This window comes from Streptomyces sp. NBC_00576 (assembly GCF_036345175.1).
In the GTDB taxonomy this organism is placed as follows: domain Bacteria; phylum Actinomycetota; class Actinomycetes; order Streptomycetales; family Streptomycetaceae; genus Streptomyces.
The window spans coordinates 4,769,204-4,792,324 of record NZ_CP107780.1 but is presented as its reverse complement, the minus strand read 5'-3'; the positions used below and the strand labels follow the sequence as shown (position 1 = coordinate 4,792,324).

Sequence of the window (23,121 nt, the reverse complement as noted above, 5' to 3'; positions counted from 1 at the left end):
TCTGGGACCGTGTGCGTCGTGGATGAACTCGTGGAACGTGTCGATGCTCAGGACCGAGTGCTGGGAGTGGTCAGCCGGAGGGAGGCCGTCCGGGAGGGCTGGCTGCACCGGGTTGGCGTGGTGGTGTGCCGCGATAGGCAAGGTCGCTTTCTCGTCCATCGGCGTGCCGAGCAGCTGTCCCGTTTCCCAGGGCACTACGAACTTGGTGTCGGGGGCGCTGCGGGAGTCGGCGAGTCTTATGAGCAGGCGGCTGCCCGCGAGCTCAGTGAGGAGCTGGGGGTGCGGGCGACAGTGTGCCTTCGGTTCAAGTTCCTCAACCGGGGTGGGCTCAGCCCTCACTGGCTTGGGGTGTGCGATGCCGTGCTTCCGGAGATCGTCGCCCCCGACTCGGGAGAGGTGGCCTGGCACGGGTGGCTGACCGAATCCGAGCTGCGGCGGACTCTGCAGCAGTGGACCTTCACTCCTGATAGTCAGGAGATTTCCGATCGGTATCTTGCATGTCGCGCTGACCCGGCGTCTTCGCGGAGAGGGTGTTCGTGAGCTGGGCCAGAGGAATGAACCCGCTGGTTGTTCCGAGCTCTCTGGGGGTTGGGCCGGCGGGTGTGGGGGTGTCGGCGAGGCGTTCGGCAAGGGTGGTGACCGCTTTGCTGTCCCCTTCGAGGGCTTCGCGTTCGGCGTCGGTCAGGTCGAGCTGTTCGAGCATCTGGTCGATGCCGTCCTTGACGGCCAGGAGCTGGCCGCGGGTGGAGTCCTTGGGGACGTAGAACGGGCAGCGTGCGCGGGCCAGCCGGTGGGGGGCACTTGGCGAAGAAGTCGTAGCTGCAGTAGCCGCTGCCCAGGTCGTAGTACGTCCAGGGCTGTTCGCCGCCTGCGGCGGCTCCGGTGATGATGGACTCGCGGTCGATGAGGACCTGGATGGTGCGGACGTTGCGGGCGAAGTAGTCGGGCTGCATCGGGGATGCGTGCCGGGCAGCATGGCGGTGTGAGTCCCGCCGCTGCCACCTAATCCCCTTTCTGGCCGTTCTCCTCCGTCTCGCCGCTCTTCGAGTCGGCAGGCAGCACGTACGACCCCTTGCCGGGGACTGTGTAGATCAGCCCGCGTTCCCGGAGTTCGCGCATCGTGCGGCGGGCGGTCATCTGGGCGATGCCGTATTCATCGGCCAGCGAGGCAGGCGTAGGGATCATGCGGTCGGGTGCGTACTCCCCGCTCGTGATCCTCGCCTCGAGTACGTCTGCGAGTTGTGCGTAGAGAGGGCGCCCGGATTCCGGATCAAGACTCATGACTCGACATTAGGCAGTCGTACATCTGTCCACATTATTAGCTCTAGCTACATCGTGATGCATCTAGGTACGTCACGCACTACTGTGAAGGCTCGACGAAACAGAGACCCCGGCGGTGCGCGAACACCCCGGGGCATGGCCACCAACCCTCTGGAGGTTGACGACGTGCGCAACCGTAGCGCGGTCGCACTGCACCGGGCCTTGTGCCCAGTAGCGCTGCTGATTCTGTGTTTGGTCCTGCCTGCCACCGGTAGGCGGCGTAAGGCGGCGCTTGAACCACGCCGAACCAGCGTGACCAGCGAGGACGTGAAGGATCAACGCCGCCTCGTGGCGCATCTGGTCACCCCGCGTTCCCCGTACAGCACCGACCGCGCGCCACTCGACGGAGCATCGTCGGCCCTGTCGCGGCCGTACCTGCCCGAGCACCTTGACGTCCGGCCCTCCGAAGTGGCCGCAGTGCCTCGTACAGCGAGCGTGCGTCCCCATTGGACGGCACGCGAACGAGCCGTGCGGTTGCGGCGTCGCGCCGTCGCGGTGCTGGCCGCTGACTTCCGGATCAGCTTCGACACCCGCGACATTCACTCCGTGCTGGACGGGGGGAGGTCCCGATGACCGGCGTTACGACCGCTGCCAGGTGCGGGAGGGTCCGCGCCTCGATGTTCTCCCGGGCCCCGATCTTCAGCGAGGCCGGGGCATGCGTACGGGACGAGGGGCACAAGGGGTACCACCGGGACGCGCGGGGCGGCATGTGGGACGTCCGCCCCATCCGGTTCGAGTCGAACGCCGAGAACGGAGTGCCCGAATGAGCGCTGCCCCGGAGTCGGCCCTGGCGCCGGAGTCTCCGTACGTGTCCGGACGCTGCACCATCGGCACCCACGACAAGTGCCGGGACGCCGAACCTCGTGAGAGTGGTGTTCCCGGGCTGCGTTACCTGGTGTGCACCTGCCTGTGTCACCGCCCGATGCCGGTCCTGGTGGCGGGAGTGTGTGTATGAACGCCATTGCCCCTGCAGAACATGAGGGTCGGCGCAGGACGCGGCTGAAGTCCTATGGGCGGGCACTCGCCCGCATGGTCATGTCCGGGGCTGCGGTCCTGCTCGTTCTCGACGTCCTGGCCATCATCCAGTAGAGCCGGACCGAGCCCCACCCAACGCTGAAGTCCGCTACGGTCCCCTCTGCTCAACCCACGCTGCGGAGGGGGTCTTTCCCGTGTCCGTAGTCCGGCGACCACGGTGCCGTCAAGGCAGGTTGAGCGCCCGCCGGGCTCGGTTGATGACGTTGTGGGCGTCGGCCCCGTACACCGCGGACTCCCGCAGCGTGTTCCAGACCCGTAGGTAGGTCGCGACGGAGTCGGCGTCGTTCAGCCACAGTTCCGCGTGCCAGTCCTCGGTGATCACGAGTCTGTCGTCCAAGATCCAGAAACCGTTCGCCGTGGGGATCTTGAGGGAGGCGCTCAGCGGGATGATCCCCAGCTCGACAGTGTCCATGCCGATCAGGCCCGCGAGCCGGTCGAGTTGGCCGGCGAGGACGGCCGGAGGACAGATCAGAGCGTGGAGAGCCGCTTCCCACACCAGTGCGTGGAACCGGTGGCCGCCTTCGTAAAGCCACTCCTGGCGCTTCATCCGCGCGCGGACAGCCGCGTCGGTGTCCCGCACCGAACCCTGGAGATCCGCGTACCGCAGGAACATGTGGCGTGCGTAGTCGGCCGTCTGGAGAAGGCCGGGGACGACGGCCTCCTCCCAGGCGTAGATGGCTCTCGACCGCCCGACCTCAAGGTTCCAGCTGTCCTGTACGGGACGGTGCCCAGCAGCCAGTTGACGACGCCAGGAGCGGATGTGGGACTCGAAGCCCTTGAGACGCGCGTCCAGTTCGGCGAAGGCTTCCGGTTGGCCTACGCCTGCGGCCCATGCGCGCAGGTCTTCGGTGGTCGCGGTCTGTCGGCCGTTCTCCAGCTTGTAGATCTTGGAGTGTGGCCAGCCGAGCCGTTGGGCGAGGTCCGTGCCGGTGAGCCGGCCTCCAGGTGCCGAGAGCCGTAGTTCCCGGAGACGTACTCCGAGAGTTTCCCGGGCCTGCTGAAAGTCTGTGCCCACCGGCCTCGCTCGCTATCCGTTCGCGCTGAGCTGCGCCGCGAACTGGTCGTACGGTACGGCGTGATGCATCGCGGCATCCCGAACCTGGCAGTACCGGAGCACCTCCGCAGGCTCCGTGATCACCTCGACGTCGTGGAGGACGTCATCGTCGTCGAAGTTCAGCAGGACGATCAACCGGCTGTCGAAGATCCAGAAATCTTCGGCGGGAAGCCGCTGCGCTTCGGCGTCGCTGCGCCACAGGTATCGCATGTCCTCCCCGGCCGCTGCGTTGCGCGGAGCGTCGGTGAGCAGGAAGAGCTGGCCGGTGGTGGGCTGTTGGTCGACAATCCGCACGCGGCCGATGGTCTTGCCTGCCTCGGTCTGGGTGCGGATGTTCTGCGACCACTCGTCGTCGTAGTCGAGGGTGATGCCGCCGGTCTCGACGAACTCGGCGTAGGTGGGGTCCTCGCGGTCCGATGAGTAGCCCTTGCGGGTCTCCAGGCGCCAGGCCGTGTGCTCGAACGTCTCGAAGAGCCGCCGGAACTCGGCCAGGTCGATCAACTTGGGCACTCGGTCGATCTCCTTGGGGCCGTGGTTGACGATGAGTTCCCTCGGTACGACGACCGCCGCGTCTGCGGGGCCGAAGTGCCGGAGCTGGGCAAGGTCCTCGAGATCGGTGAGCTGCTCGCCCTGGACGATGACCTGCCCGGAGTCGAGATCCTCGTGGATGGCTGGGCAAGAGCCGTTCTTGCTGTCCGTGCCGTTGAAACGCAGTCGTCGTGCCACGGTCGCCTCCCCTTGGTGTGGGTGCTGTCCCCACCAGCTTCACCGAGCGTGCTGTGCCGATCTACAGGGTGCACTCCTTCGTGTGAGACCACACGAGAACATTCAGCAGATTGAGAGAACATTCGAGAACATTGCATGGTATGTGTCAAGTCCCTCTGTCTACCGTCCTGTTCATGGTGAAAGCACCCAGCTCGCAAGACATCGACCCCTTCACCGCCGTGGAGTCCCTGAGAACGGCACTCGACCAGGTCGGCATCGTGCTCCCGTCGCTCGCCGTCGACGCGGCCTCGCCCGCCCTCGGTCTTGTGGAGCTCGGGCGTGTACGCGCGGACGTGGCCCTGAGGCTGGCGCACACGCTCCGGCAAGGGGGCTCGGCGGTATGACGGTCAAGCGGCAAGTCGAAATCCTGGACGCAGAGCACACAAGGGCGATGCGCGACTCGGCGGTCCGGTTCATCGACGAACCGTCGTTGCCCCGGTACGAGGACGTGCAGCGCTATGGTCACGCCTTCCACCGCGACCTGTGGCGGCTGATCCCACGCATCCAGCAGCTCACCGGGTACATCCGCGAGGGCGACGTGCAGGCAAAGGCGGCGCTGGCCGGTGTCGGCGAAGCCCACCGTCGGCTCGACGAGATCGAACGTGCGGGACTGAGCGGCGAGTTCGAGCGAGTCAAGCGACTCGCCCGCTCCGTCGTGGCCCTCTGCGATCACCACGAGAACCTCACCAGGTCGACGTCGTGAGGGTGTCCCTACATCCGGCTCAGTGAAGCCGCCGCGAACAGCACATCCCTGATCGCCTCCCTGTCGCCGTCCTGCCCGGCAGCCGCTTCCTCCGGGGGCACATGGCCCGCCGCCAGTTGGCAGAACTCCACGCCGTCCAGGGCGACATGGGCGACCTCGTGGGCCGCTGAGGGGAGGGCGGCCGGGGAGTCCAGGGGGATGAGCCATTCGCCGCCGCCCAAGCCCTCGATCTCCAGGCGGAGACTGCGGCCGGGTTCGCCGGCCGGGACCAGGTGGCGGGTCGTCCGGCTCGGGGAGGCGAGGCCTGCCTGGCGGCGGGCGGCCAGGGCATCCGGGAGCATGCGGGCCGCCAGGTCGATCATGCCGAAGAGGTGGCGCGGGGCCGGGGGTTGGTAGGGGTAGTCGACCGCGTCCGCGATGTCGCCCGCGTGTACCCAGCATTCGAAGGCACGGTCCAACATCGCCTCGTGCAGCGGCAGTTCGAAGTCGCCGTACGAGATCGGCAGCTTGCCCGAGCCTCCGCCCGCGAACGACACGTGCCGCACGATGTCATGGCTCTGCTCCCGCCAAGGCACCCGTACGGAGCGGGTCGGTGGGAAGTACGAGGCACGCCAGTACGCCTCCGTACGGGCCGCCGGAGTCGGTGCCACCGGGGTCTTCTGCTCGCCGGTGAGCGGGTCGTCGAGGCCCAGTGCGACCGCGACCAGGCCGTCCACGCTCAGCAGGTGCGCGATGACACCGGCGACCGTCGTGCGGCGCGTCGTCTGCTCGTCGTCCTTGAACCAGCGCAGCCGAACCGGCGCGTGCCACTCCGCGTCGCCGAAGTCCTGGAGCAGGGCGTCGAGGCGGGCGGTCTCCGCGTCGTACGGGGTCGCCCACACCGGAACCGGGATGCGCGGCGGGCGCCGGTCGAGGCAGCCCTCCAGGACGCGGGTGCGCAGGGTCGGGTCCAGGTCGAGGGGCTCCGGGCGTTGCAACAGCTCGACCGCCTCTCGCAGTCGCCGTGCCTCGTCCGCGCAGGCCCCGCATTCCCCGAGGTGCTCCTCGACGGCCAGCGTCTCCTCCGGTGCACAGGCGGCCAGCGCCCACGCCCCGAGCAGCGACCTCAGCACGTCGTGTTCCAGGACCAGGGGTACGGGGGGTACGGCGGGTGCGGCCGGTGCTTCGGGCAGGGGGCGGCCCGTGTCCTCCACCGAGGAACGTGGCATCGGTATGCGGGGCAGGCCCTCGCCGGAGCCCGGGCTCTTGCCGTCGCCGTTCTCGGGGCCCTGGGGACCTTGGGGACCCATAGGGCCGTACCCCTCGTGTCCCTCGTACCTCTCCCGGTCCTCGTCCTCCTGACCCGCGCCGCTCACACCGCACCCCCGTATTCGGGGGGTGCCCCTGGTGCGCCCGTGTCGTGGGCCGTGGACAGGAGTTGGAGGCCCAGGCGGAGTCGGCGGCGGGCCTCGGCCTCCGTGACGCCCAGGTCGGCGGCGGTCTGGCGGTAGTCGCGGCGCTGGAAGTACGCCAGCTCCAGGGCGGCGCGCAGCGGGGCGGGCATCGACGTGACGATGTAGTCGGCGCGGGCGGCGACGGAGGCGCGGCGGACCCTGCGTTCCAGTTCCTCCAGGAAGCCAGTTGAGGAAGCCGGGGGGCCGGCGTGTGTGTCGTCCGGGGCGTCCGGGTCGCCTTGGGCCAGTGCCGCCGTTTCCGTCTGGCGCAGGCGCTGGACCGCGAGGCGGTGGGTCAGGGTGGCCAGCCAGGAGCGCAGGGGGCCCTGCTTGGGGTCGTAGGTGTCGGGGTGCTGCCAGACGTGTGCGAAGACGTCGCGGGTGACGCGGTCGGCCGCCTGTTCGTCGCCGAGGACACGGTGGGCGAGGCCGTGCACGAGGGAGGCGAAGCGGTCGTAGAGCTCGCCGAGCGCGGCTGCCTCCCCGCGCGCGAGCCGCTGCTGCATCTTGCGGTCCCAGCGGGGCGGTGTGTCCTGCTTCGCCATGCTGCCCCCTCACCCTCCGTACTACTGTCCAGGCCCAAGTCCAGGTCCGGCGGTTGCCCACCCTCTCCTCGAATGTAGTCGGCCCCCCTGACAGCCCACTCTGCTTTGCGGCATTGTGCGCCCTCCGAGGCGCCTTGGATGGTAGAGAACCGACGGAGACCGACCGATTGTGACGTAGTTTGCGTCGTTTTCGATCGAACAGGATCGTGGGTGACTGAAACAAGTCCCTTGCAAAGCGCCTGCAAGTCTCTTGCGATCTGGGCCGAGTCGAGGTGCGGTGTTTGATGGCATGGCTGTTGGGCAGCCGCGTCACAGGAAGCGTAGTTCGAGCTTCCGTTTCTGCCGGACGAGCCGGACGAAAGGCGTGATGGTGGCGTTCAAGGTGACCGACGGCGAGCGCGGCGGCTGGATCGTGATTCAGGTGTCCGGAGAGATGGACCTGGTCACCTCGCCGGAGTTGCGACAGCGGGTGCACAGTGCGGTGGCCGCGGGCCGCCACCGTATCGTCCTCGACCTTTCCGAGGTCGTCTTCTGCGACTCCAGCGGCGTCGGCGTCCTCATCGCCACCCGCCGGCTGATGCGCTCCTGTCAGGGCAGCCTGCGCCTGATCCTGCCCGCGCAGGGCGCCGCGGACGGCGCTCACGCCCACCACGTCAACCGGGTCCTCGGCGCCCTGGGAGTCCGTCGCCTCTTCGACGTCTACGGGGACCTCACCACCGCCGCCGACGAGACGGCGGCCCCGCTCCAGGCCGTCACGCCCGCGTGACGCCGTTGTCGCGGAATTCCCCCAGTCTTGGCACAGGCGTCGTTTTCTTGCCCCCGTTGTCACCTGCACGTCGTACGCTCCGTGCCAGAAGACCTCGACGCAGACGCAAGCAGGCGTAAGCAGACGTAAGGCAGGCCCGACAGACATGGTCAGCTCCGAGTACGGCCAGAAGATCGCCTCCCGGTTCACCACGTTCGACCAGGACGGCAACGGCTACATCGACCGGGCGGACTTCAGCGTGGCGGCCAAGGCGCTGCTCGCCGAGTTCGGCACCCCCGCCCGGTCCGACAAGGGCCAGGCCCTTTACGGCGGCGCAGAGGCCTTCTGGCAGGGCATGGCGGGGATAGCGGACCGGGACGGTGACCAGCGGATCACCCGCGACGAGTTCGTGAACGGCGCAGTGAAGCGGCTGCACGACAACCCCGGCCGGTTCGCGGAGATCGCCCGCCCCTTCCTGCACGCGGCCCTGGCCGTCGCGGACCTGGACGGCGACGGCGCGGCGACCCTCGCGGACACCGAGCGCGTCCTCAAGGCACTCGGCGTGCCCGAGGACATCGCCGCCGCGGCCGCCGCCACGCTCGACACCGACGCCGACGGCCGGGTCGGCGAGACGGAGATCGTCGACGCGTTCGCCCGCTACTTCGACGTCTCCGACTCGGACTAGGGCGCCGGCTCCGGCTCTGACGAGGACTCCGGCTCCGCGTAGCGCTCGCGCAGCTTGTACTTGAGCACCTTCCGCAGGGTCTCGCCCCGCGGAAGGGCGTCCACCAGCTCCAGCCGCTCCGGCAGCTTGTGCACGGACAGCCCTTCCGAGCGCAGGTACGAGGTCAATGAGGCGAGGGTCAACTCGCCCGCGCCTTCCGGCTGTTCCACCACCGCGCACACCAACTCCCCCCGCTCCGCGTCCGGCAGCCCCACCACCGCCACATCGCCCACCCCCGGATGCGTGTGCAGCAGGTCCTCGATCTCCTTCGCCGAGATGTTCTCGCCCTTGCGGATGATGACGTCCTTGAGCCGCCCGGTGAGCACCAAGTGCCCGCTCCCGGTGAGGAATCCCAGGTCACCGGTGCGCAGAAAGCCGTCCGCGTCGAAGGCCTCGGCGGTCTGCGCGGGGTCCAGATATCCCTGGCACACGGCCTCCCCCCGCAGCCGCACCTCGCCCTCCACCACCCGGATCTCCATCCCCTCCGGCGGACGGCCCTCCGTCGTCGCCAGGTTCTCGACCGTGTCGTCCGGCGCCCCCATGGTGATCATCGGCACCTCGGTCATCCCGTACCCGTGGGTGAGCTGCACCCCCATCTCGCGTACGACGGAGTGGTAGACCTCCGGCGGCTTCGGCGCCCCGCCGCCCGCGAGCAGCCGCAGGGTGGGGATCACCGGAACGCCCGGCTGCTTGCGCTGCTCGGCGAGGAACATGGAGTAGAAGGCTGTGGACCCGCCGGCCACGGTCACCCCGTGCTTGCGGTACCCCTCCAGCGCGTCCGGCAGTGCGAACTGCTCGAACATCACCGCCGGGAAGCCGTACAGCAGGAGCATCACCGTGTAGTCGGGGCCGGCGATATGGGCGTACGGGAAGGCCATCGAGCCCACGTCGGACTCGGTGAGCCGCAGCGCGTGGGCGAGACATGAGCCGCCCGCTATGAGCGAACGGTCCGTGTGGAGAACGCCCTTGGGGTCGGAGGTCGTGCCCGAGGTCCAGTAGATCCAGCGGACGGAGGTGCCGTCGGCGGGCGGGGGCGGCAGCAACGACGGGTCGCCGTCCGGGAGTTCGTCGTTGTCGTACGCCTGGAATATCCCCTTGGCCCCGAGCCGCCGCGCCATCTCCGTGTGGCCGAAGCCGCGCCACACCCCCGGCACCGCGAAGAACTCCGCCTTCGACTCCCGTAGCGCGAAGCCGACTTCGCGGTCCCGGTAGAAGGGGATGACCGGCGACTGCACGGCGCCGAGGCGGGCCAGGGCGAAGGAGAGCAGCGCGGTCTCGATACGGGTGGGCAGCTGCCAGGCGACGACCGTGCCGGGGCGTACGCCCATGCCGTACAGTCCCGCGGCCACCCGTTCGGAACGGGTACGGAGTTCGCCGAAGGTGAGCGAGCGGTCGTCCTGGAGGAAGACGGGCCGGTCGGGGGTGAGTTCGGCGCGGCGGGCCACCAGTTCCCAGAGGGTACGGGCCGAACCCAGGGCGTGTGCGGTGTCGACGACGTTCACGTTGCCCCCTGTGGCTGGAGAAACAGGTAGCTGAACAGGTAGCTGAACAGGTAGCTGACGAACCATCAGATTGTGCGGCGAGCGTAGGGCTTCACGCCTTGTCGGTCCATAGGTGCGGGACTAACCTTCTAAGGGTGTGGAACTGACGGTCCGTCAGATAATCATCACCAGCTGGCCAGGCGGAGGGGACCCATGACCGAACTGCCCCGCATCATCAGCGTCGACGACCACGTGATCGAACCCGCGCACCTCTTCGAGACCTGGCTGCCGGCCAAGTACCGGGACAAGGGGCCGAAGCCCTTCACCGCCGGCATCGGCGAACTCGCCTACGTGGGCGGCAAATACCGGATCACGACCGACCCCGACGGCCCGGTCACCGACTGGTGGCAGTACGAGGACCTGCAGTTCCCGTACAAGCGGATCATCGCGGCCGTCGGGTTCTCCCGGGACGAGATGACCCTCGACGGCATCACGCGCGAGCAGATGCGGCGCGGCTGCTGGGACCCGAAGGCCCGGCTCGCCGACATGGACCTCAACCACGTCGAGGGCTCCCTCTGCTTCCCGACCTTCCCGCGGTTCTGCGGGCAGACCTTCGCCGAGGCCGCGGACAAGGAGGTCGCGCTGGCGTGCGTGCGCGCCTACAACGACTGGATGGTGGAGGAGTGGTGCGGCGACAGCGGCGGCCGGCTGATCCCGCTGTGCCTGATCCCGCTGTGGGACGTCGAGTTGGCGGTCGCGGAGATCCGGCGCAACGCCGAACGCGGGGTGCGGGCCGTGACGTTCTCGGAGATCCCGACGCATCTCGGGCTGCCGTCGATCCACTCCGGCTACTGGGACCCGTTCTTCGCGGTGTGCGAGGAGACCGGGACGGTCGTCAACATGCACATCGGCAGCAGCAGCCAGATGCCCGCCGCCTCCCCGGACGCGCCACCCGCCGTACAGGCCTCGCTGAGCTTCAACAACGCGATGGCGTCGATGATGGACTTCCTGTTCAGCGGAGTGCTGGTGAAGTTCCCGGCGCTCAAACTCGCGTACAGCGAAGGGCAGATGGGCTGGATCCCGTACGCCCTGGAGCGCGCCGACGACGTGTGGGAGGAACACCGGGCATGGGGTGGGGTGCGGGACCTGATCCCGGAACCCCCGTCGACGTACTACTACCGGCAGATCTTCTGCTGCTTCTTCCGCGACAAGCACGGAGTCGCCTCGATCGACGTCGTCGGCCGGGACAACGCCACCTTCGAGACCGACTACCCGCACGTCGACTCGACCTTCCCGCACACCAAGGAGGTCGCCCTCGACCATGTGAAGGGCCTCGACGACGAGACCGTCTACAAGCTGATGCGCGGCAACGCCATCCGCATGCTCGGCCTCGACCTGGACAAGTAGTGGACCTCTCCGACACTCCCCAAGAGGCCGAATTCCGGGCGCGGTTGAGGGAGTGGCTGGGCAAGGCGCTCCCCTCGCTGCCGGCCAAGCCCTCGCCCGACGACTGGCCCGGACGGCGCGCGTACGACCTCGGCTGGCAGCGGACGCTGTACGACGCCGGGTACGGCGATGTCCACTGGGGCGCCGACCCCGCCGTACGGATGATCTACCTGGAGGAGACGGAGAAGGCCGGCGCGCCCTATGTGGGCGCGAACTTCGTCGGACTGCTGCACGCCGGGCCGACCGTCGCCGCCGAGGGGACCGACGAACAGCGGGCGCACTGGCTGCCGCCCATGCTGCGCGGCGAGGAGGTCTGGTGTCAGGGGTTCAGTGAGCCGGACGCCGGTTCGGATCTCGCGGCGCTGCGCACGCGCGCGTGGCGCGACGGCGACGACTACGTGGTGAGCGGCGCCAAGATCTGGACCTCGCACGCCGAAGTCGCCGACTGGTGCGAGCTGTTGGTGCGCACCGACCCGCACGCGCCCAAGCATCGCGGGATCACCTGGCTGGCCATGCCCATGGACGCGCCGGGTATCACCGTACGACCGTTGCGTACGCTCGCCGGCTCGAACGAGTTCGCGGAGGTCTTCCTCGACGAGGTCCGGGTGCCCGTCGCAAACCGGGTCGGCGAGGAGAACGACGGCTGGCGCGTGACCATGGTGACGTTGTCCTTCGAGCGCGGTACGGCGTTCGTCGGGGAGGTGGTCGCATGTCGCCGGGTGCTCGCCGAACTCGCTGTGGCAGCACGGGAGAACGGGCGCTGGGACGACCCCGTGCTGCGGCGACGGCTCGGGCGGCTCAACGCCGAGTTCAGGGCGCTGTGGCGGCTGACGCAGTGGAACGTGAGCGAGGCGAGCGAAGGGGTGCCCGGGGTCGGCGGGTCGGTCTTCAAGCTGCGGTACTCGCACGCCCGGCAGGAGTTGTACGAGGCGGCTGCCGAGGTCCTGGGGGAGGGCGGCGCGGCGCTGGATCTCGAACAGCCCTGGGTGCTCGACCGGTTGTCCTCACTGTCGTACACCATCGCCGCCGGCACCTCCCAGATCCAGCACAGCATCGTGGCCGAACGCGTTCTCGGGCTGCCGAAAGGGCGGTGACATTCGCACATGCGCTTCCAACTCACCGAAGACCAATGGGCGTTGCGGGATGGCGTACGGGGGCTGCTGGCGGCGCGGTTCGGGCGCGAGCGGCTGCGGGCGGCCATGGAGGGCGCCGGGGGCGCGGAGGTGGAGCCCGAGCTGGACCGGGGGCTGTGGCGGGAGCTGGGGTCCGCCGGGTTCTTCTCGCTGCGGCTGCCGGAGGAGGCGGGCGGGGTCGGACTCGGGCTGCCCGAGGCGGTGTTGGCGTTCGAGGAGGCGGGGCGGGTCCTGCTCCCGGGGCCGTTGATCGCCACGCATCTCGCGGCCGGGGTGGTGCCGGGGGCGGCGACGGGGGAGGCGGTGGTGACCGTCGTGGATGGTGGTGGGGTGGTGGAATGGCTGGGTGCCGCCGACGTCGTACGCGGGGATGCCGCGGGGGCGGCGCCGATGCGGTCCGTGGATCCGCTCACGCCCCTCCACCGGGTGGCCGAGCCGGACTCCGGCGACCGTACGGACGTACTCCTGACCTCTCTCCTCACCGCCGCCGAACAGCTCGGCACCGCCGCCCGGGTGTGTGAGCTGGCCGTGCAACACGCGCGGACCCGTGAGCAGTTCGGGCGGCCGATCGGGGCCTTCCAGGCGGTGCAGCATCTGTGTGCCGGGATCCTGGTGCGCGTCGAGGTGGCGCGGGCGGCGGTGTACGCGGCCGCCGTCACCGTCGATCCGGCGGACATCGCGGCGGCCCGGCTGCTCGCCGACGAGGCAGCCGTGCGCGGCGCCCGCGACTGCCTTCAGGTGCACGGCGGGATGGGATTCACCTGGGAGGCGGACGTTCATCTGTATCTGAAGCGGGCCTGGGTACGAGCCCGGCGACCCGGTTCGATTACGGAGTGTGAGGAGCTGCTCGCCGCTGAGTTACTGGCAGAAGCGCCGTGACAAGGGGCGGAGCGGTGGGTGGCCGGATAATGTCGCCGATCGTGGCGCGATAGAAATGTGATCGAGGTGTTGTGAGATCACTCAGCGTCGATATCGGGTTGTGTCCTACGCGTGACTCGTAACAGCCCGGAGTCGTGTGCCCACTCCGGTACCTTCTGTGGGATGCGAGTGGTTCAGAGGTCGAGCCATCCCGGTGTTGCCCATGAGGCGGCCCCGGATCCGGCGGTGCGCGCCGCTCGCGGGGCGGGTCGGCGCTCTGCGCCCGCCTGTTCGACTACCCGTGGCGAGCGTCGCACAGTATGCCTCAGGCGTACTCCTTCGCGTTGGAATATGCCCGAAGCGCTTGTTGGCGTGACTGTACGTCAACCATGCTTTCTCGTAAGGGATTCACGTTCCGTGATCCCCGATCTGGCCGTTGGCCCAACCGTTGTTCTGGGCATGCGGAAAATGGCTACGATCGTGGCCCTCGTGCGGCGCGAGGCGATGTGTCCGCCGGTTCGGATGGTGTGAGCGGTGCAGGTGCTTCAAGTGCAGCTGGAGATCCGGCCCGACCCCACGGAGGTGGGGCGGGCCCGGAGATGGGCGCGGTCGCGGATTGCCGGGTCCGGGGTGGCGGACGACGACCCGCTGGCCGAGACGCTGATCCTCCTTGTCTCCGAACTGGTCACCAACGCGGTGGTGCACACCGGGCGTCCGGCGGTTTTGCGGCTGTCGTTCCACGGTGTGTTCGGTGCACAGCCTGGTGCACAGCCCGGTGGGCAGCCTGGTGTGCAGTCCTGCGCCCAGGGTGTGGCCGGCGGGATCGTCCGGCTGGAGGTCGCCGACCTGAGCGCCCGCCCGCCCGCACCCCGGCATGCCGAGGGTGACGAGACCAACGGGCGCGGGCTGGAGCTGGTCGACGGGCTCGCCGACCGCTGGGGCTGGAGCCCCGAAGGCATCGGCAAGCGCATCTGGTGCGAACTGGACCGCTGCCCGGCCCCGGTGCCCTACGGGGACGGGTGTGGTGGTGCTGCCACTGCCAAATCCAGTGCCGGCTCCACTGGTACGGCCACTGCCAACTCCACTGCTACGGCTACTGCTACGGCCACGGCTTCCGTGTACGGGGGCATGGCGGCGTACGAAGCCGTCTGACGGGACGTCCTGGCGGTGTAGTGCTGTTTTGTGCTGCCCGGCGCGGCGCGTGGCGGGGCACGGTGGCAGAAACGCCGGTGTTTCCGGGCCGGTTGTGGTGCGGTGCGCCGGGGTGTGCCCCTGTGCGCGGTTGTCGCAAAACGGGCGTAAGCGATAAATCTCCGAACGGGTGTTGACGTGACGTGACCGCATGAACACGCTTGTGTTCAGCGCGATTCGCCGGAGGGGACGGCGAGGGTTCGGTGACGGGGGCCCTCGACGAGTGCGGATCGTGATTCGGCGTCAGCCTCCTCAGGGCCACGGGAGGCGGGGGTGGGAACGCCGAAGGCGGGTGGCGGCGCGCGATGCCGTACTTGGGGTGGGCAATGGCGCGCCGCCGACCGGCCGACAGAGGTCAGAGGATGGCCACGGGCGCCACGGGACTGCCCGTGGCGCCCGTGAACGGTTCCGGGGTCGCCGACAGTAGGAACTCGTACCGGCTTTCTTGTCCACAGGCTGTGGACAACTTTTCGAGATTCCAGTTCTGACCCTGTGGCATCCCCATCTCCACCAGGTCGAGCGCGTGTACGGGCATCCAGAGATCCTCCGACTCCGGCGGAAAAATCTCAAAAGTCAGCGTGTCGTTCGCGACCGCCGCGACATCCCGTGCGTGGAACCACTCCGGCGTACGGATCGACAGCCCGGGCGAGGGGTACATGTACCCGTGCTTGTCGCCGGCCAGGTACACCTGGATCTGCCCGGTCCGTACGAGCACGATGTCGCCCGCTCGTACGCGTGTTCCGGCGAGCTTCTCCGCCGCCTCCAGGTCCTCCGGGGTGACCGCGTGTCCCCCGTCGAGCCGGTCGACACCCAGGGCGCGGGCCACATCCAGCAGCACCCCCCGCGAGACGACGTGCCGTGCCTTGTCGGCGCCGGCGAACTCGGCGCCGGAATGGGCCGTGATCGTGTCCGCCGGGCGGCCGTTGTAGAGCTTCCCTGAATGGGAGGCGTGGGCGAGGGCGTCCCAGTGGGTCGCGCACTGGAGCCCCAGGGTCACGATGTCGTCGCTGGTCGCCACGGTTCCGGAGCCCGGCGGACCGAACAGCTCCTGGTTGATCTGGGTCATGGCGTGTACGGGGTTCAGCCGGCCCGGAATCGCACCCGTCTGGACGCCGTCCTGCTGGAGCGGGAGCGCGAGGGGGATGCGGCGGCCGGTGCGGACGGTCGCGGCGGCCTCGCGCACGACGGCGTCGGTGATGAGGTTGAGGGTGCCGATCTCGTCGTCCGCCCCCCAACGCCCCCAGTTGTTCACGCGTTTGGCGATGGCGTGGAACTCGGACGGCAATGACATGAGTCCGGTCCTTCCTGGAGTCCGGTCGCTCCCGGGGCTTGCCTCCGGATATCCGCCGGGACATAAAATCTAACGGACCGTCAGAAACCGCGGGAAGGGGCCGGACATGGGGAACTTCTTGGCAGGCAAGGTGATCGCCGTGACGGGCGCGGGGCGGGGGATCGGGCGGGCGGTGGCACTGGGCGCGGCGGCCGAGGGCGCACGGGTCGTCGTCAACGACTACGGGGTCTCGATCGACGGCGCCTCGCCGACGAGCGAGATCGCCGAGGGCATCGTCAAGGAGATCGAAGCGGCCGGCGGCGACGCGGTCGCGGTGGCCGACGACGTTTCCACGATGGCCGGCGGTCAGCGGGTCGTGGACGTGGCGTTGGCGTCGTACGGGCGCCTGGACGGTGTCGTGTGCGTCGCCGGGATCCTGCGTGAGCGGATGCTGTTCAACATGTCCGAGGAGGAGTGGGATCCCGTCGTCGCCACTCATCTGAAAGGCACGTTCACGGTGTTCCGGGCGGCTTCGGCGGTCATGCGGCAGCAGCGGGCCGGGACGCTGATCGGTTTCACCAGCGGGAATCACCAGGGGTCGGTGTCGCAGGCCAACTACAGCGCGGCGAAGGGCGGGATCATCTCGCTCGTACGGAGCGCCGCGCTCGGGCTCCACAAGTACGGGGTGACCGCCAACGCGGTGGCGCCGGTCGCTCGTACGCGGATGTCGGCGAACGTACCCATGGAGTTGGCGGAGATCGGGGAGCCGGAGGATGTGGCGGCCCTGGTCGTGTATCTGCTGTCCGACCGGGCGAAGGAGCAGCAGATCACCGGGCAGGTGTACACGGTTGCCGGGCCGAAGATCGCGGTGTGGGCGCAGCCGAGGGAGTTGCGGGCGGCGTATGCCTCCGGCGGGTGGACGGCTGAACGGATCGCGGAGTTTTTGCCGGGGTCGGTGGGGGTGGATCCGATGCCGATGCTTGTGCGGTTGGAGGAGATGGAGAGGGCTGCGCAGGAGGGGGGCCGACCGAACGCCTAGTAACTCGGGGGTGCTTGTGGTTTTGGCGGGTGCGGGTGCGGGTGCGTTGTGGCTGTTCGCGCCCACGCGGCGGAGCCGCAAATCAGATGCAGCCCCGCGCCCCTAGGTCGGTCTGCGCGTCCCATGTTGAGAGGAGAGCCCTGTGGAATTTGGATTTGGCGTCGGGGATGAGGAGTTCCGGGCGGAAGCTCGGGCTTGGCTCGGTGCGCATGTTGATGGGGCTCTTGATCGGCGTTCCTGGGAGCGGATTCTTGGGAAGGCCGGGTGGATCGGGCTCTCCTGGGGTGAGACCGGGTACGGCAACCGCAGCGCCACTCTCACCCAACAAGTCGTCTGGGCCGAGGAGTACGCCCGTTCCGGGGCGCCGACGCGGTCCGGGCACATCGGGGAGAATCTGCTTGCCCCGACGCTTCTCGCGCACGGTACCGACGAACAGCGGGCGCGGTTCCTGCCGCCGATCGCCGCGGGGGAGGAGCTCTGGTGTCAGGGCTACAGCGAGCCCGGCGCGGGTTCGGATCTCGCCGGGGTGAGTACGAAAGCGGAACTGGCCGCTGACGGGACGTACCGGATCACCGGTCAGAAGATCTGGACGTCCCTCGCCCATGAAGCGGACTGGTGCTTCGTGCTCGCCCGGACGGAAGCGGGGTCGGTCCGGCATCGTGGGCTCAGTTTTCTGCTCGTCCCCATGGACCAGCCAGGGCGGATCGAGGTCCGGCCCATCCGGCAGATGACCGGGACCAGCGACTTCAACGAGGTCTTCTTCGACGGGGCACGCGCGCGCGTGGAGCACCTCGTCGGAGGCGAGGGCGGCGGCTGGGGCGTCGCCATGAGTCTCCTCGGGTTCGAACGAGGGGTTTCGACACTTGCCCAACAGATCGGATTCGTCGGGGAGTTGGGGCGGGTTGTGCAGGCCGCCGTCGAGAGTGGCGCGGTGGCGGATCCCGTCGTACGGGAGCGACTCGTTCGGCAGTGGGCCGAGTTGCGGGTGATGCGCTGGAACGCCCTGCGCACGCTGGGGAGTTCGGGGGACGCCGCAGCGCCGAGCGTAGCCAAACTGCTGTGGGGCGGGTGGCATCAGCGGCTCGGGGAGCTGGCGATGCTGGTGCGGGGCGCGGGGGCTGCCGTCGGGCCGGTGGAGTGGTCGCAGGCGGCACCGTACGAACTCGACTCCGCACAGCACCTGTTCATGTTCTCCCGGGCCGACACGATCTACGGCGGCTCCGACCAGATCCAGCGCACGATCATCGCCGAGCGCGTGCTCGGACTGCCGAGAGAACCCAAGGGCTGACGGCTGACAAGGGGCTGCGTGATGCGAGGTGTGGTGTTCGACGGAACGCGGATCGAGGTCGTTGACGATCTCGACGTAAGGGATCCGGGACCCGGGGAGGTGCTCGTCGCGATCTCGGCGGCGGGGCTGTGCCACAGCGATCTGTCTGTCGTGGACGGGACCATCCCCTTTCCTGTTCCCGTGGTGCTCGGGCACGAGGGCGCCGGGGTGGTGGAGGCCGTCGGGGCGGGTGTCACGCATGTGGGACCCGGGGATCACGTGGCCCTTTCGACGCTCGCGAACTGCGGGGCGTGCGCGGAGTGCGACCGGGGGCGCCCGACCATGTGCCGGCAGGCGATCGGGCGGCCTGGGCGGCCGTTCACTCGGGGCGGGCGGCCGGTGTTCCAGTTCGCGTCCAACTCGGCCTTCGCGGAACGCACGGTCGTGAAGGCCGTCCAGGCGGTGCGGATACCCAAGGACATCCCCATGCCCTCCGCCGCGCTCATCGGCTGCGGGGTGCTCACCGGAGTCGGCGCCGTGCTCAACCGGGCCCGGGTCGACCGCGGGGACACCGTCGTGGTGATCGGCACGGGCGGGGTCGGGCTGAACGTCCTCCAGGGCGCGCGGATCGCGGGCGCCCTGCGGATCGTCGCTGTGGACGCGAACCCGGCGAAGGAGGCGGTGGCGCGGCGGTTCGGCGCGACCCACTTCCTGACCTCGACGGAGGGCGTGCGGGACCTGCTGCCGACGGGCGCGGACCATGTCTTCGAGTGCGTAGGGCGCGTCGAACTCGTACGGCAGGCCATCGACCTGCTCGACCGGCACGGCCAGGCGATCCTGCTCGGGGTGCCGCCCGCTACCGCCGAGGCGTCCTTCCTCGTCTCGTCGATGTACCTGGACAAGTCGATCCTGGGCTGCCGCTACGGGTCCTCGCGGCCGCAGCGGGACATCGCGCTGTACGCCGAGCTGTACCGCGAAGGGCGGCTGCTGCTCGACGAGTTGGTGACGGAGACGTACCCGGTCGAGGACTTCGAGAAGGCGGTGGGGGACGCGGAGGCGGGGCGGGTGGCGCGAGGGGTGCTGACGTTTTGAGTGGGTGCTGACGTTCTGGCGGGGAGGACGGGTGCCGACATGCCGAGTCGTCGTTGCCGTGCGGTGGGCGGCCGGGTTTTCCACAGGGCCGGTCCGCAGGAGGGCTGGTCCGCGGACTTTTCCACAGGGCGCCGGAAATCCACTGGGGCGTTGTCGGTGCCGGGCCCTAGCGTCGACGCATGACCTACCGCGACGTCGCCTCCAAACAGGTCGTCATCTGGGCCTGTACCTCCGTCGGCGCCCGGATGCCGGTGGCCATGGCTCCGCTGGCCCTGGTCTTCCTGGTGCGCGAACGCCCCGGAGGTTATGCGCTGGGCGCGGTCCTCGCCGCCGCCTATGTGATCGGCGAGATCATCGGCGCCCCGGTCCTCGGCATGCGGCTGCGTCCCGAACACGCCCGACCCCAGCTGGCCGCGGGCCTCGCGGCCGGATGCGCCGGCTTTGTGGGCCTCGGGGCGCTTCCCGAGGCGCATTCCGTGGTCCTCGCCGCGTTCGCGTTCCTGGCCGGCGCCGCCCCGGCCGCGTCGGCCGGCAGCCTGCGCGCGCTGCTCACCCACCTGGTCCCGGAACGTGCCGTGTCGCAGGCGATGTCCACCGAGTCGATACTCGTGTCGGGCATCTGGGCCGTCTCTCCCGCCGCCGTCACCGGGCTGGCCCTCGGCGTCGCGCCGCGCGTCCCGCTGCTGCTCGCGGCCGCCCTGATGGCCTCGGCGGTCGTGGGCCTGCGGCTGCTGCCGGCCGGCTGGAAGACGGACTCCGCGGATGGCACAGCGGGTGGCACGGACGGCGGGGAGCGGGCGGGCGGGTCGCCGATCCGGCTGCTGGCCGGTGCCTGGCCGGTGTTCGTGACGGGCGCGGCGGGCCTGGCACTGCTCGGTCTGGCCGAACTGGTCCTGCCCGCCCTCCTCGAACAGCGCGGCATCCGGGTCGGCTGGTCCGGCCCGCTGCTGACGGGTCTGGCGGTGGGCGGCGGGCTCGGCGCGTTCCTCTACGGCCTGCGCGGCTGGCCAGGGCTGCCGCGGACCCGCGGTGTCGTGTTGGTCTGCGGAATGTCGGCCTGTATGACGCTGGTCGCGCTGATACCCAGCACGGCCGGGATCGCGGCCGCGCTGACCGTGGGCGGCATGCTCCAGTCGGGCGGGCTCCTCAACCGCAACCTGGCGCTGCGCGAGGCCCTGCCGCCGCGCCTGCTGGCCGCGGGCTACTCGGTCATGTACGCGGCTGCCGGTGCGGGTTACGCCGCCACCGGCTCGCTCGCCGGCGCCCTGCTGCACGTGACGGCACCGTCCAACGCCATCCTGGCCGGCGTGATCCTGACCCTGGTGCTGGCGGCGGTCGGCTGGTGGGGCGAGGCCCGCCGCGCAGGGCGTTCAGCGCGGGGCGCCGACTCCGCCGTAGACCCCGGGATCGCCGTCCCTGGACCCGCCGGACCCGCCGTTCCCGACGCCCCCGGCCCGGAAGGTGCGGCGATACGCGGTGGGGGTGACACCGAGGGTCGTCTGTAGGTGCTGCCGCATCGACTGGGCCGTGCCGAAGCCCGCGTCGCGGGCCACCTGGTCGACGGACAGGTCGGTGGACTCCAGGAGGTGCCGGACCCGTTCCACGCGCTGCTGGACGAGCCACTGGCCGGGACTGACACCGACCTCCTCACGGAACCGGCGCGTGAACGTACGTACCGACATGGACTCCTGCTCCGCCATGTCGCGCAGCTGGAGCGGTTCGTGGAGGCGGCCGAGCGCCCAGGCGCGGGCGGTCGTCGTCGTCGCCAACTGGGGTTCCGGCACCGGGCGTTGGATGTACTGCGCCTGCCCGCCGTCGCGGTGCGGCGGTACGACCGTACGCCGGGCCACCTCGTTGGCGACGGCGGCGCCGTGGTCGCGGCGCACCATGTGCAGGCACAGGTCGATCCCGGCCGCGACGCCCGCCGAGGTCAGCACGTCACCGTCGTCGATGAACAGGACGTCCGCGTCGACCCTGACCTTCGGGAAGATCCGCTGGAAGTGCTCCGCGTCGGCCCAGTGCGTGGTCGCCGGACGGCCGTCCAGATGGCCGGCGGCGGCGAGCACGTACACGCCGGTGCAGATGGAGGCGAGCCGGGTGCCGGGCCGGATGTGGGCGAGGGCGGCGGCCAACTCGTCCGTCAGCACGCCCTCCTTGAACACCGGCCCGAGCTCGTACGACGCCGGGACGATCACCGTGTCGGCGGTGGCCAGGGCCTCCGGGCCGTGGGCGACCTGGATGGCGAAGTCGGCGTCGGTCTCGACCGGGCCCGGCGGGCGGATCGAGCAGGTCACGACCTCGTACAGGTGCCGGCGACGGGCGTCCTTGGGGCGGCCGAAGATGCGGTGCGGGATGCCCAGCTCGAACGGGAGTACGCCGTCGAGGACCAGGACGACGACGCGGTGGGGGCGGAAGTCCGGGTCGGCCTGCGGGTGGGCAGAGGCGGTGGAGGCGGTAGACGCGGCGGAGATGACGGGCATGGCCCGATCCTAACGAATACTGTCCTTCGGGCCACTCGTGCGAGGAGTTCGCAGGTCGGACGCTTGACGACGTGACGACGACTTCGAGACAGACAGCCGATGCCGCCGCCGGCGATCTCCACAAGCCCGGCCGGGCCCCGCGCTTCCGCATCCACAGGGCCTGGTTCGTCGCCGCCGTCACCTTCGTGACGATCATCGGCGCCGCCGCCTTCCGCTCCCTGCCCGGACTGCTCATCGACCCGCTCCACGAGGACTTCGACTGGTCGCGCGGCACGATCGGCGCCGCCGTCTCCATCAACCTCGCGCTGTACGGACTGACGGCCCCCTTCGCCGCCGCGCTGATGGACCGCTTCGGGATCCGGCGGGTCGTCGCGATCGCCCTCGCGGTCATCGCGCTGGGCTCCGGCCTGACCGTGTGGATGACGGCCGCCTGGCAACTGATGCTGTGCTGGGGCCTGTTGGTCGGCCTGGGCACCGGTTCGATGGCGCTCGCCTTCGCGGCGACGGTCACCAACCGCTGGTTCACCGAGCGGCGGGGCCTGGTGACGGGCATCCTGACCGCCGCCTCCGCCTCCGGCCAGCTGATCTTCCTGCCGCTGCTGTCGTGGATCATCGAGACGTACGACTGGCGCCCGGCGGCGGTGACGGTGTCCCTCGCGGCTCTGACGGTCATCCCCTTCGTGTGGCTGCTGCTGCGCGACCACCCGGCGGACGTGGGCCTGAAGCCGTACGGGGCCACCGAGTTCGTACCGAAGCCGGCCCCCGTGCAGGGCGCGGCGAGGCGGGCGGTGAGCGTCCTCCTCTCGGCGGTGCGCACCGGCCCGTTCTGGCTCCTCGCGGGCACCTTCGCGATCTGCGGGGCCTCCACCAACGGCCTGATCCAGACCCACTTCGTGCCCGCCGCCCACGACCACGGCATGCCCATCACGGCCGCCGCCTCGCTGCTCGCGGTCATCGGCGTCTTCGACGTGGTCGGCACGATCGCCTCCGGCTGGTTCACCGACCGCTACGACCCGCGCCGCCTCCTGGCGGTGTACTACGCGCTGCGCGGCGTCTCGCTCCTGTTCCTGCCTGTGCTGCTGGCCCCGAGCGTCCACCCGCCGATGCTCTTCTTCATCGTCTTCTACGGCCTCGACTGGGTCGCCACGGTCCCACCCACCATCGCCCTGTGCCGCGAGCACTACGGCGACGACAGCGCGATCGTCTTCGGCTGGGTCCTCGCCTCCCACCAGGTCGGCGCGGCCCTCGTCGCATTCCTCGGCGGCATGGCCCGGGACGTCTTCGGTTCGTACGACGTGGTCTGGTACGCGTCGGGCGCGCTGTGCGCGGCGGCGGCGCTGATGGCGTTGGTGATACGGCGGCGCGGGCCGGCTCGGGTGGTGGGAGCGCCGGCCTGAGGGGTTCCGGTGTGGTTCGGCAGGGCGCCTGCTGCGGCGTGAAGGTGCGTAGCGCAGTGAGACACGCGAGGCTGCGCTGAGAAGCTGGGAGCCGCGGTCGCGGACTTCGAGCCTCTGCCGTTCGACGGGGATGCCGCTGCCAG

26 protein-coding genes are annotated in these 23,121 nt (G+C 69.7%); 17 read left to right on the top strand and 9 right to left on the bottom strand.

Annotated elements, in window-relative coordinates; all coding sequences use genetic code 11:
* Positions 1 to 30 precede the first annotated feature (30 nt).
* Positions 31 to 540: an NUDIX domain-containing protein gene (locus OG734_RS20415; RefSeq protein WP_330293725.1), complete on the top strand. Its 510-nt coding sequence runs from the start codon at positions 31 to 33 to the stop codon at positions 538 to 540.
* Here the strand turns inward: OG734_RS20415 and OG734_RS20410 are convergent.
* Both OG734_RS20410 and OG734_RS20405 read right to left on the bottom strand, forming a co-directional pair.
* Complete coding sequence (locus OG734_RS20410) at positions 458 to 703, bottom strand: hypothetical protein (RefSeq protein ID WP_330294041.1); 246 nt, start codon at positions 701 to 703, stop codon at positions 458 to 460. The genes OG734_RS20415 and OG734_RS20410 overlap by 83 nt on opposite strands.
* Before the next feature lie 299 nt (positions 704 to 1,002).
* The gene (locus tag OG734_RS20405) at positions 1,003 to 1,281 is read right to left on the bottom strand and encodes a GntR family transcriptional regulator (RefSeq protein ID WP_330288963.1); all 279 of its coding nucleotides are present in this window, start codon (positions 1,279 to 1,281) and stop codon (positions 1,003 to 1,005) included.
* A gap of 291 nt (positions 1,282 to 1,572) precedes the next feature.
* On the opposite strand from OG734_RS20405, the gene OG734_RS20400 reads away from it, so the two are divergent.
* From OG734_RS20400 to OG734_RS20385, 4 genes are read left to right on the top strand one after another with little or no spacing between them, the layout of a single operon-like run.
* Positions 1,573 to 1,893 carry a hypothetical protein gene (locus tag OG734_RS20400; RefSeq protein ID WP_330288962.1) on the top strand — a complete coding sequence of 107 codons (321 nt, stop codon included), beginning with the start codon at positions 1,573 to 1,575 and terminating at the stop codon, positions 1,891 to 1,893.
* A complete protein-coding gene (locus OG734_RS20395) occupies positions 1,890 to 2,087 on the top strand; it encodes a hypothetical protein (RefSeq protein ID WP_330288961.1) in 198 nt (65 codons plus the stop codon). The genes OG734_RS20400 and OG734_RS20395 overlap by 4 nt, the downstream gene beginning before the upstream one ends.
* Positions 2,084 to 2,275: a hypothetical protein gene (locus tag OG734_RS20390; RefSeq protein ID WP_330288960.1), complete on the top strand. Its 192-nt coding sequence runs from the start codon at positions 2,084 to 2,086 to the stop codon at positions 2,273 to 2,275. The genes OG734_RS20395 and OG734_RS20390 overlap by 4 nt, the downstream gene beginning before the upstream one ends.
* On the top strand, positions 2,272 to 2,409 hold the full coding sequence (locus OG734_RS20385) for a hypothetical protein (RefSeq protein WP_330288959.1): 138 nt from the start codon (positions 2,272 to 2,274) through the stop codon (positions 2,407 to 2,409). The genes OG734_RS20390 and OG734_RS20385 overlap by 4 nt, the downstream gene beginning before the upstream one ends.
* Before the next feature lie 109 nt (positions 2,410 to 2,518).
* On the opposite strand, the gene OG734_RS20380 is transcribed toward OG734_RS20385, so the two are convergent.
* Both OG734_RS20380 and OG734_RS20375 read right to left on the bottom strand, forming a co-directional pair.
* Positions 2,519 to 3,370 (bottom strand): helix-turn-helix domain-containing protein, encoded by an 852-nt coding sequence (locus OG734_RS20380; protein WP_330288958.1) that lies wholly within the window; start codon positions 3,368 to 3,370, stop codon positions 2,519 to 2,521.
* 12 nt (positions 3,371 to 3,382) lie between these two features.
* Positions 3,383 to 4,135 carry a DUF6879 family protein gene (locus OG734_RS20375; protein ID WP_330288957.1) on the bottom strand — a complete coding sequence of 251 codons (753 nt, stop codon included), beginning with the start codon at positions 4,133 to 4,135 and terminating at the stop codon, positions 3,383 to 3,385.
* A 173-nt stretch (positions 4,136 to 4,308) separates the two neighbouring features.
* On the opposite strand from OG734_RS20375, the gene OG734_RS20370 reads away from it, so the two are divergent.
* Positions 4,309 to 4,518: a hypothetical protein gene (locus tag OG734_RS20370; RefSeq protein ID WP_330288956.1), complete on the top strand. Its 210-nt coding sequence runs from the start codon at positions 4,309 to 4,311 to the stop codon at positions 4,516 to 4,518.
* Positions 4,515 to 4,877, top strand: coding sequence for a DUF6415 family natural product biosynthesis protein (locus OG734_RS20365; protein WP_330288955.1), 363 nt, complete (start codon positions 4,515 to 4,517; stop codon positions 4,875 to 4,877). The genes OG734_RS20370 and OG734_RS20365 overlap by 4 nt, the downstream gene beginning before the upstream one ends.
* An 8-nt stretch (positions 4,878 to 4,885) precedes the next feature.
* On the opposite strand, the gene OG734_RS20360 is transcribed toward OG734_RS20365, so the two are convergent.
* Together OG734_RS20360 and OG734_RS20355 are read right to left on the bottom strand one after the other, a co-directional pair.
* Positions 4,886 to 6,166, bottom strand: coding sequence for a zf-HC2 domain-containing protein (locus OG734_RS20360; RefSeq protein WP_330293724.1), 1,281 nt, complete (start codon positions 6,164 to 6,166; stop codon positions 4,886 to 4,888).
* Between the two features lie 62 nt (positions 6,167 to 6,228).
* Positions 6,229 to 6,855: a sigma-70 family RNA polymerase sigma factor gene (locus OG734_RS20355; RefSeq protein WP_330288954.1), complete on the bottom strand. Its 627-nt coding sequence runs from the start codon at positions 6,853 to 6,855 to the stop codon at positions 6,229 to 6,231.
* A 364-nt stretch (positions 6,856 to 7,219) separates the two neighbouring features.
* On the opposite strand from OG734_RS20355, the gene OG734_RS20350 reads away from it, so the two are divergent.
* Together OG734_RS20350 and OG734_RS20345 are read left to right on the top strand one after the other, a co-directional pair.
* Positions 7,220 to 7,621 carry an STAS domain-containing protein gene (locus OG734_RS20350; RefSeq protein ID WP_330288953.1) on the top strand — a complete coding sequence of 134 codons (402 nt, stop codon included), beginning with the start codon at positions 7,220 to 7,222 and terminating at the stop codon, positions 7,619 to 7,621.
* A 145-nt stretch (positions 7,622 to 7,766) separates the two neighbouring features.
* Positions 7,767 to 8,285: an EF-hand domain-containing protein gene (locus OG734_RS20345; RefSeq protein WP_330288952.1), complete on the top strand. Its 519-nt coding sequence runs from the start codon at positions 7,767 to 7,769 to the stop codon at positions 8,283 to 8,285.
* Here the strand turns inward: OG734_RS20345 and OG734_RS20340 are convergent.
* Positions 8,282 to 9,826, bottom strand: coding sequence for a class I adenylate-forming enzyme family protein (locus OG734_RS20340; protein ID WP_330288951.1), 1,545 nt, complete (start codon positions 9,824 to 9,826; stop codon positions 8,282 to 8,284). The genes OG734_RS20345 and OG734_RS20340 overlap by 4 nt on opposite strands.
* Before the next feature lie 192 nt (positions 9,827 to 10,018).
* On the opposite strand from OG734_RS20340, the gene OG734_RS20335 reads away from it, so the two are divergent.
* The 4 genes from OG734_RS20335 (at position 10,019) to OG734_RS20320 (ending at position 14,394) form a co-directional block, all read left to right on the top strand.
* On the top strand, positions 10,019 to 11,212 hold the full coding sequence (locus OG734_RS20335; RefSeq protein ID WP_330288950.1) for an amidohydrolase family protein: 1,194 nt from the start codon (positions 10,019 to 10,021) through the stop codon (positions 11,210 to 11,212).
* Positions 11,212 to 12,345, top strand: coding sequence for an acyl-CoA dehydrogenase family protein (locus OG734_RS20330; protein ID WP_330288949.1), 1,134 nt, complete (start codon positions 11,212 to 11,214; stop codon positions 12,343 to 12,345). Before OG734_RS20335 ends, OG734_RS20330 begins: the two co-directional genes overlap by 1 nt.
* 9 nt (positions 12,346 to 12,354) lie before the next feature.
* Positions 12,355 to 13,263, top strand: coding sequence for an acyl-CoA dehydrogenase family protein (locus OG734_RS20325; protein WP_330288948.1), 909 nt, complete (start codon positions 12,355 to 12,357; stop codon positions 13,261 to 13,263).
* Between the two features lie 513 nt (positions 13,264 to 13,776).
* The gene (locus tag OG734_RS20320; protein WP_443064881.1) at positions 13,777 to 14,394 is read left to right on the top strand and encodes an ATP-binding protein; all 618 of its coding nucleotides are present in this window, start codon (positions 13,777 to 13,779) and stop codon (positions 14,392 to 14,394) included.
* Positions 14,395 to 14,788: 394 nt separating this feature from the next.
* Here OG734_RS20320 and OG734_RS20315 read toward each other — a convergent pair whose 3' ends face one another.
* The gene (locus OG734_RS20315; protein ID WP_330288946.1) at positions 14,789 to 15,724 is read right to left on the bottom strand and encodes a cyclase family protein; all 936 of its coding nucleotides are present in this window, start codon (positions 15,722 to 15,724) and stop codon (positions 14,789 to 14,791) included.
* A 106-nt stretch (positions 15,725 to 15,830) separates the two neighbouring features.
* On the opposite strand from OG734_RS20315, the gene OG734_RS20310 reads away from it, so the two are divergent.
* The 3 genes from OG734_RS20310 to OG734_RS20300 all read left to right on the top strand — a co-directional run bounded on the left by OG734_RS20310 (position 15,831) and on the right by OG734_RS20300 (position 19,101).
* Positions 15,831 to 16,742: an SDR family NAD(P)-dependent oxidoreductase gene (locus tag OG734_RS20310; protein ID WP_330288945.1), complete on the top strand. Its 912-nt coding sequence runs from the start codon at positions 15,831 to 15,833 to the stop codon at positions 16,740 to 16,742.
* Positions 16,743 to 16,884: 142 nt separating this feature from the next.
* On the top strand, positions 16,885 to 18,030 hold the full coding sequence (locus OG734_RS20305; RefSeq protein WP_330288944.1) for an acyl-CoA dehydrogenase family protein: 1,146 nt from the start codon (positions 16,885 to 16,887) through the stop codon (positions 18,028 to 18,030).
* A 21-nt stretch (positions 18,031 to 18,051) separates the two neighbouring features.
* Positions 18,052 to 19,101, top strand: coding sequence for a Zn-dependent alcohol dehydrogenase (locus tag OG734_RS20300; RefSeq protein ID WP_330288943.1), 1,050 nt, complete (start codon positions 18,052 to 18,054; stop codon positions 19,099 to 19,101).
* Positions 19,102 to 20,471: 1,370 nt separating this feature from the next.
* Here OG734_RS20300 and OG734_RS20290 read toward each other — a convergent pair.
* On the bottom strand, positions 20,472 to 21,581 hold the full coding sequence (locus tag OG734_RS20290; protein ID WP_330288942.1) for a GlxA family transcriptional regulator: 1,110 nt from the start codon (positions 21,579 to 21,581) through the stop codon (positions 20,472 to 20,474).
* A 71-nt stretch (positions 21,582 to 21,652) separates the two neighbouring features.
* Between OG734_RS20290 and OG734_RS20285 the strand changes: the two genes are divergently transcribed.
* Positions 21,653 to 22,978, top strand: a complete 1,326-nt coding sequence (locus tag OG734_RS20285; RefSeq protein WP_330288941.1) for an MFS transporter — start codon at positions 21,653 to 21,655, stop codon at positions 22,976 to 22,978.
* Positions 22,979 to 23,121 lie beyond the last annotated feature (143 nt).